At 47.0% G+C, this 7,501-nt stretch carries 8 protein-coding genes; 4 read left to right on the forward strand and 4 right to left on the reverse strand.

The genetic code is table 11. The annotated features are described in order from the left end of the window. Positions 1–729 (forward strand): family 10 glycosylhydrolase (locus tag NZ772_09960; GenBank protein MCS6813875.1); only part of this gene is annotated, 729 nt, incomplete at its 5' end. Here the strand turns inward: NZ772_09960 and NZ772_09965 are convergent. Continuing rightward, a complete protein-coding gene (locus NZ772_09965) occupies positions 716–2,203 on the reverse strand; it encodes a glycoside hydrolase 100 family protein (GenBank protein MCS6813876.1) in 1,488 nt (495 codons plus the stop codon). The two genes, NZ772_09960 and NZ772_09965, sit on opposite strands and share 14 nt — an antisense overlap. Positions 2,204–2,239: 36 nt before the next feature. Here NZ772_09965 and NZ772_09970 point away from each other — a divergent pair, with 36 nt between their 5' ends. After that, the gene (locus NZ772_09970; GenBank protein ID MCS6813877.1) at positions 2,240–2,965 is read left to right on the forward strand and encodes a sucrose-phosphate phosphatase; all 726 of its coding nucleotides are present in this window, start codon (positions 2,240–2,242) and stop codon (positions 2,963–2,965) included. Positions 2,966–3,155: 190 nt separating this feature from the next. Here the strand turns inward: NZ772_09970 and NZ772_09975 are convergent, their stop codons facing one another. Beyond that, complete coding sequence (locus tag NZ772_09975; GenBank protein ID MCS6813878.1) at positions 3,156–3,644, reverse strand: anti-sigma regulatory factor; 489 nt, start codon at positions 3,642–3,644, stop codon at positions 3,156–3,158. Between the two features lie 273 nt (positions 3,645–3,917). Here NZ772_09975 and NZ772_09980 point away from each other — a divergent pair, with 273 nt between their 5' ends. Then, the gene (locus NZ772_09980; protein MCS6813879.1) at positions 3,918–4,241 is read left to right on the forward strand and encodes a DUF565 domain-containing protein; all 324 of its coding nucleotides are present in this window, start codon (positions 3,918–3,920) and stop codon (positions 4,239–4,241) included. Between the two features lie 3 nt (positions 4,242–4,244). Beyond that, complete coding sequence (locus NZ772_09985; GenBank protein ID MCS6813880.1) at positions 4,245–5,291, forward strand: glycerate kinase; 1,047 nt, start codon at positions 4,245–4,247, stop codon at positions 5,289–5,291. Positions 5,292–5,309: 18 nt separating this feature from the next. On the opposite strand, the gene NZ772_09990 is transcribed toward NZ772_09985, so the two are convergent. Both NZ772_09990 and NZ772_09995 read right to left on the reverse strand, forming a co-directional pair. Beyond that, positions 5,310–5,867 (reverse strand): pyridoxamine 5'-phosphate oxidase family protein, encoded by a 558-nt coding sequence (locus tag NZ772_09990; GenBank protein ID MCS6813881.1) that lies wholly within the window; start codon positions 5,865–5,867, stop codon positions 5,310–5,312. An 8-nt stretch (positions 5,868–5,875) separates the two neighbouring features. Further along, the gene (locus tag NZ772_09995) at positions 5,876–7,387 is read right to left on the reverse strand and encodes a site-2 protease family protein (GenBank protein ID MCS6813882.1); all 1,512 of its coding nucleotides are present in this window, start codon (positions 7,385–7,387) and stop codon (positions 5,876–5,878) included. Positions 7,388–7,501: the final 114 nt, after the last annotated feature.

The following is a 7,501-nucleotide window of genomic DNA, read 5'->3' on the forward strand; positions in this document are numbered from 1 at the left end:
GACTGGATTACTAGCCGCAGAGATGGAAGCCAAATTGTGATGGAAGGAGTTCATCCTCGTGTTTGGCTAAACCCCTTTCATCCCCAAGTACAGCAGTTTATAGTGGCTGCGATCGCTGAACTAGTTACCAACTATGACATAGATGGCATTCAGCTAGATGATCACTTTGGCCTGCCTGTAGACCTTGGCTACGACCCATTTACCGTTGCACTCTATCGCCAAGAGCACGGGGGCCAATCTCCACCCAGTAATAGTCAAGATCCAGCTTGGATCCGTTGGCGTGCAGATAAAATCACTGCTGTTGCTGCCCAACTTTTCCATACTGTCAAGGCTCTTAAACCCAGGTGTCTAGTGTCCCTCGCTCCCAATCCGTACCAGTTTTCCTACGAAAACTATTTGCAAGACTGGGCTACTTGGGAGCGCCAGGGATTAGTCGAAGAGCTGATTGTCCAAATTTACCGCAATGATATGGAGCGGTTTGTGTCAGAGCTAAACGCGCCAGAGTTGCAAGCTGCTAAGCAGCATATTCCAGTTGCAATAGGCATTCTTACTGGACTGAAAAACCGAACCATACCCACAGAGCAAATCCAGCAGCAGGTAGAGACTGTACGCTCCTACAACTTAGCGGGGGTTTCATTCTTTTTCTACGAAACCTTGGGCAACCGTGATTATCTCTTTCAGGCCATGTTTGCCCAGCGAGCCAGCCGCCCATCAATTACAGATCAATAAGCATCTTCAAGGTGGGCACATTCATGATTTGGGCATCGGCAGGATTGACCTTCAAAAAATGATGAACTAACAAAAAGCCGACGATCGTCCATGTTTGGTAGGTACGGGCTTGCTGACCGACCCAAGTGCCCATTGGCCCATCGAAATATTCTGCCCACTGTTGATGAGGCAACCGCTTGAGCATGACGGTATAAGCATCTTGCAGCAACTCTTTAATAGCCATTTCTGCTGTGCTGGGGGAATGTAGCTGCTGGTGGCGCAATACAGCCGCTACCAAGAACCAATGCAAACAGGGCCAGTGTCCAGCATTGTGATAACACCAAGGCAGGTTTTTGCGATCAAACCCCGTCTTATTGCGCCAATCCGATGCATCTAGGGGTGGGTGGCAAATTCGTAGAGGCATCTCTGCCACCAAATCTTGTTTATTGCGGGCAATTAAGTGAAACAGTGCCTTTTGTTGATTCGGGCTGAGGACATCAAACATTGCTCCTAGGCAGTTACCTAGCGTGAAGAAGCGAAAGTCTGGCCGTCCCGTGCGAATATTACCAATCAAATAGCCACCCCGATCGCCCAACCAATCTTGCAGCCAGTGGGGAATCGTTTCAGTTTGGATGTTGTAAACATTCAATGCCTCATCACCATACTCTTCCGTGGGCCGTCGGCGCAGGACTTGTACAGTTTTGCCATTGATCCAGTAGTGGCGCAATAGGTAGCGACGAAGACGGCGAATCCACTTGAGGCAGAGGCGAAATTGATAAATCTGGTGTTCTGTAAAGCCTTCTGATAGGGGTGGGGTAGCAAACTCTTCTGGGTTACCACAATACCCCTTAGTGGCAAGATCTATCTTAATTAGCCCAGCCGCACTTAATAACGCTCCATATAACAAGGTTTGAATCTCCAAGGGCGCGCCCCAAACGTCTAAAGGACGATCAATCATAAACGCGCCATCAGGAACATACAGGGTTGGAGCAGCCCGGAAGTTTGGTCGCAAAATTAGGTCAAGGAATTGCTGAACCCCTAACTGGGTACGGTGGCTGCACGCATAAGCGTGATCGCCTGTGCGCTGAACGTAAATGTATGCAAGGATAGGCCACCACAAGGTAGCATCAACTGACACTACACGCCCAATTGCCCGCTGACCATAGTCAGCCACCAAGCGACCATCATGTTCAATAAAACTGGTGGGAAAAATACCCCTCGTCTCAAACTGTTTCCCTTGTAGACGTAGACAGGTGTCTAAAAAGTGTCGAACAATGTCCTGCTTACCCTGTAGCAGCAGATAAATCATCACAGGCACATTGTCTCGAATGAAAATCTCTCCATAGTTTAAGTCGGGCTGATTGGATGCAGATGGCTTAGGAATTGCTGCAACTGCCCCTACATAGTCCCCATCAACCTTAACCATCGCCCGCTCAAAGAGTAGCTGTCTAGCACGTTCAACTACAGACTGTTCCCTAGTACTTCTTCTTGTCATAATCCAGTAGTGTTGTTCGTCTGTACGGAGATGAAAGTGATAAAATTTTTGTTCATTACTGATCTAGATAACACGTTAGTAGGCAACCGTCAGGCCACTGATGCCCTACTTCACAAACTCTTGTTAATTCGAGAGCAAATTTATGTGATTTATGCAACAGGACGATCTATCCACTCTGCCAGCGATTTAAAGACTGACCAGGGGTTGCTCGAGCCAGACTATTGGGTAACTGGGGTAGGCAGCGAAATCTATCACCGAGGGCAACAGGATCAGACTTGGGCAGCTCGTCTATCAATCGATTGGAATCGAGCAGCGATCGCAGACCTTCTACGAGCCTATGACGAGCTATTGCCCCAACCAGCAGCAGAACAAAATCCCTGGAAAATCAGCTACTTCCTAAAGCCAACTGCAGATCCCACCATCTTGACTAGGATAGAAAATCAACTAGCTGATTTTGGAGCAAAGCTAATCTTTAGTAGCGGTCAAGATGTGGACATTTTGCCGCGATCAGGCGATAAAGGTTTAGCTATCACCTACCTACGAGAACACTTAGCAATGCCCCCAGAAAAAACAGTGGTCTGTGGTGACTCTGGCAATGATATCAGTCTTTTTCAACAGGGAACCTTGGGGATAATTGTGGGGAATGCTCGCGCAGAGCTGCTGGACTGGTATAGCCGATACGGAACTCCTCAACAGTATGTAGCTAATGCCCCCTATGCTTGGGGCATTCTCGAAGGATTGCAACACTTTGGCTTTTTGTGAGCAATAAAAAACCCTAGAACTAGAACAGTTCCAGGGTCAAGATCAGGGTGCATCTACCATACCCCTATTCCAACGATGGCAGAGCAATCCGGAAAAAACCAAAAATTTCTGAACCGTCCTGTAAACTCATCTGACTAGCTAACGTCAAAACCTAGGTTAGATGTTCAGGTTAGATGTTCAGGTTAGATGTTTAATTGCCTGCCTTTGCGGCTAGGGAGTTCTCGTTGGTTAGTTGCTTGATAATCACCAAACAGTTACGATTGTCGCTTGTACGATCGTAGCTCAGTTCGTCAGCGACTTTTTCCATAATACGCAGACCTCGTCCTCGCTCGCCATCATAATTCTCGTCCAGAGTGGGCATTTGAGCGAGTTTGCGCTTCAAGTCAAAGGGCTTGCCTTGATCCCATATGCGAATTTCTATCGATGCTTTACGCCTTACCGCTTCAATATCGATCGGCGTATCCGGGATTAAATCTTTGTGAGCATAATCCACCACATTATCAAATCCTTCCTTGAGGACGGTTTGACATTGCCACCATGTTCGGTTGTCAACTGTTGGTGGCTGATTCAGCGTGTCGAACCAAGAGAGAACTTGGTCAAAAACTGCTCTATCCGTCCTAACACGGAGACTTATCTTTTTCACAACCATCTCTTCGTCATCAGGCTTTTCCGGTGTCATACCAGTATTAGGGAATTTTAAACATTAAAAAACTCTTAAATTAACTGTAGATGTGTATTGCACTCTACCTCGTTTTCTATTGTGAACAATAAGACACCAATATGTAATATAGAACTCATCACAGATGTATGAAGATTTCTAGTCCTTCTTATAGAGCCAGTTTTAATCCATCAACATTTCTTAGAAAGGTGACAGGCAATTTGCACAGTTCATCACTGTAACCTGAATTATCTACGATTTTTACCCCTCTTCCAGCATACCCATGTATCCGCTATGCAGAATACACGTTTGAACACTCTTGTTGACTTGGCAATTAGCCGTGGCAAAGAGTGGCTTCAAAATCCCTGGCGGCGACTCTCGCTAATCCTGATTGGACTGTTCTTTGGGTTCTACATAGCCAATGCCATTTCTACTGTATCTGGACAAACTGCTGAATTAGATATTCTAGGAGCAGCACTCGCAACCGGATTTACAGAGATAATTAGTTGGTTAGTTTATCGATCAGGTAATAAGGTGCCTCTAGCCGATGTATTGAACGCTTTTAAAGTTGGTTTGATTTATGGCTATGCTCTAGAAGCCTTTAAGTTGGGCAGTTAATAAATGATAGATTGGCCTTATGTGTTAAACACTACTCAGCTAGCTGTTGATCAACAGTCAGCATTAGCAAGTCTATTGTTGAAGGATCGCAATCGTGCTCAAGCACTTCATCTCCCGATTGATCAGGTTCATGAGTTGGTACGCCAGCAATGGCAACTGCTCCGTAGTGTTTACCCACAGCTAAGGCAACACTATCCACCGATCGCGCATGGTTTAGTGAATGAATCAGACTTGTGTTTGTCACTGTGGACGCTATGGATGCCCTTGGCCAGATTAATGAGTCTTTGGCGACAGCAGCTTAGCCGACCACTGATTGTTGGCATAGTCGGCGGGCAGGGTACAGGCAAAACAACGCTGAGTAATCTAATCAGCTTGTTGCTGGGTCACATGGGATATGCTAGCCTCAGCATCTCTTTGGATGATTTGTATAAAACCTATGCTGATCGCCAACGGTTACAACAACAAGATCCACGTTTGAAGTGGCGTGGGCCACCTGGCACTCATGATGTGTCGTTAGGGATCCAAACGCTAGATCAACTCCGGTTAGGTTGCTCTCGCCCAATTGCAATTCCCCGGTTTGACAAATCTGCCTATGACGGCATTGGTGAACGAACATCACCAGAGTACGTGAGCAATATAGAAATTGTTCTATTTGAGGGCTGGTTTGTCGGTGTTCAGCCTGTGGATCCCAGCAAATTTGTAGATGCACCTGAGCCTATTAGAACCGCACAGGATCGCCAATTTGCGCGAGACATGAACGATCGACTCCGAGAGTATTTACCCCTATGGGAGCGAATCGATCGGCTGTTAGTTCTGAACCCGGTTGACTACCGCCTGAGCAAGCAATGGCGACAACAAGCTGAACGTGAGCGCATTGCTGCTGGTGGTCATGGTATGAGTAATGACGAGGTAGAGCAGTTCGTGCATTATTTTTGGCGAGCCTTGCATCCTGAGCTATTCATTAGTCCCCTAATTCAGAACCATTCACGAGCTGATCTGGTGCTAGATGTTAACCCGGATCACTCATACGGCAAAGTTTACAAACCGTAACGATTGCCGAGCACAACTTTACCTCTGACGCTGACCCAACGAGGTTGGTAAGCCATCAATGCTCCTCAAGTTTTTCTGTTGATGGTAGCGCTTGAGACCATCTGGCCCTTTTGACAGTGCCCAATTCACAAGGGTATCTCGCTGATGTTGATACTGGTAAAGTGGGACAGCAAAACCACAGGATGTTTGGACACGAGTAATATCTACAACTATTATTTGGCGAGCACCAGGGATGTCTGGAAAGCACGCTCGTAGGGTATTCCACTCAGCGTCACCCTGTAACACTACCCGTCCTTGACCATAAAGGCGCAGAATCTGGGGCTTGCCTGTAAAGGCACAAAACATAATTGTGATCCGGCCATTTTCTTGCAAGTGAGCCGAAGTTTCGTTGCCACTGCCCGTCAAGTCTAAGTAGGCAACCTGCTGGGAAGTAATGACTCGAAATGTATCTAGCCCTTTTGGAGAAAGGTTGACATGTCCAGTTGGAGCTAGGGGAGCAGTAGCTACGAAGAATAGATGTTGAGCCTCTATAAAGGCTTGCAGTTCTGGAGTAATGCACTTAACTAGTTTCGCCATACAAACTATTAGCCTTGAAACAACAGTCGGGTCAGCGCCGCGGGGGGTGGCAAGATAATAAGCAACAGAGTAGCTATGGCTATTAACCCCCAAAAATCTCGCTGATCATCTAGCTCGGTCACATCATTCAAGGCAGGCTCATCAGCGCTAGGCATCAGGAACAACATCAATGCCCAAAGCCCAAAATCTGGTAAACGCAGACACAACAACAACATCAAGACTCGCGCTACTTGGCCAATGATAGCAGCTTTGCGCTGACCCAGCATGGCATGAACAATGTGGCCACCATCAAGCTGTCCGACAGGCATGAGATTAAGGGCAGTTACCAGTAGGCCTAAACAACCTGCGATCGCCGCAGGGTGTAACTTCAAACCAACATTTTCTGCCACCGCACTACCCAAAGCTAATTTACTCAACAGAGCCAACATCAGCGTATAGGCAGGATTAAACGCCTGTAGGCTACCAATAGTGGCATTTGCTGGCAAGGCTACTGGTTCAGAGTGAGCTAAACCCCACAGCAAAACTGGAATAGTTACTACTAAACCTGCCGCTGGCCCTGCGATGCTGACATCAAACAGTGCCTTCCGGTTGGGCATTGGTGAGCGAATCTGAATAAAAGCTCCAAATGTGCCTAAAAAGAAGGGCGCTGGAATAAAGTAGGGCAGGGTTACCCGCAAGCCATAGGCACGTGCTGTTAGGTAATGTGCTAGCTCATGAATTCCTAGAATGATCATTAGTGGCAGCGAATAGCTAAGTCCTTGGAGCCAAGCTTCAGGAGATGCTTGCAATTGCTCTACAGTGACTCCAGTCATTGCTGCACCCGCAACTGTAGTCATAATGAGAGTGATGACCAACAGAGCTAGCGCTAGGCGTGGACGATGTAACGCTGAATCGACACTGCGTTTGCCCTTGTGTAGATAGGGATTGGGAACCAGTGCGAAGAATGGCTTGTTGTCAGAGCCTTCTTGAAACACAACTAGAAATCGATCGCCAAATTTCTCAGCGATATTTTGCCTAATTGTCTCATAGGCTTTGCTGGGGTCTGTGCGTAAGTGACCTTTGCAAATTACTGCCTGTAGACGATAGTCGATCGTTTGTACATAGTAGACAGACCAAGGAAAGCAAGCTTTGAGGGTTGCTTCCTCATCATTGCTCAACAGTCGTGCTGGCGAGGGGGTAGGCTGCTCAGAGGCTAGTTTTAACTCAGGGATAGGGTTAGCTCGCTCATCTTGGCGCTCATCAGGCTTATCTGCAATGACCTTAGTGGCCACACTAGCATCAATGCGCCCCATCTGCACTAGAAACCAGTAGAGTAGAGAACTGATAACTAAGGAAGTAACAATCAGTTCAACAGACAATAGCGCTTTGCTATAGAGAAATACGATCGTCCATGTTACTGCGGGAGTCACCATTACAAGCCATAACAACCATAATGGAGTGCGCGTAACGCCTGCAGCATGTCGTTGCACAACCCAGTAAATGATTAGCCCGACTAGTAGCAATAGCCCGATAATGCTCATAAGTAGTTAAGTGCCGTGCAGATTCTTGTCTGATTCTTGTCCGAATTTAGTGCAGATTCATGGCTTACAGGTTATGCACACGAGTTATTCACGTCTATAGTGCCCATGGGTCTA

It is taken from the genome of Cyanobacteriota bacterium, from assembly GCA_025054735.1.
In the GTDB taxonomy this organism is placed as follows: Bacteria; Cyanobacteriota; Cyanobacteriia; order SKYG9; family SKYG9; genus SKYG9.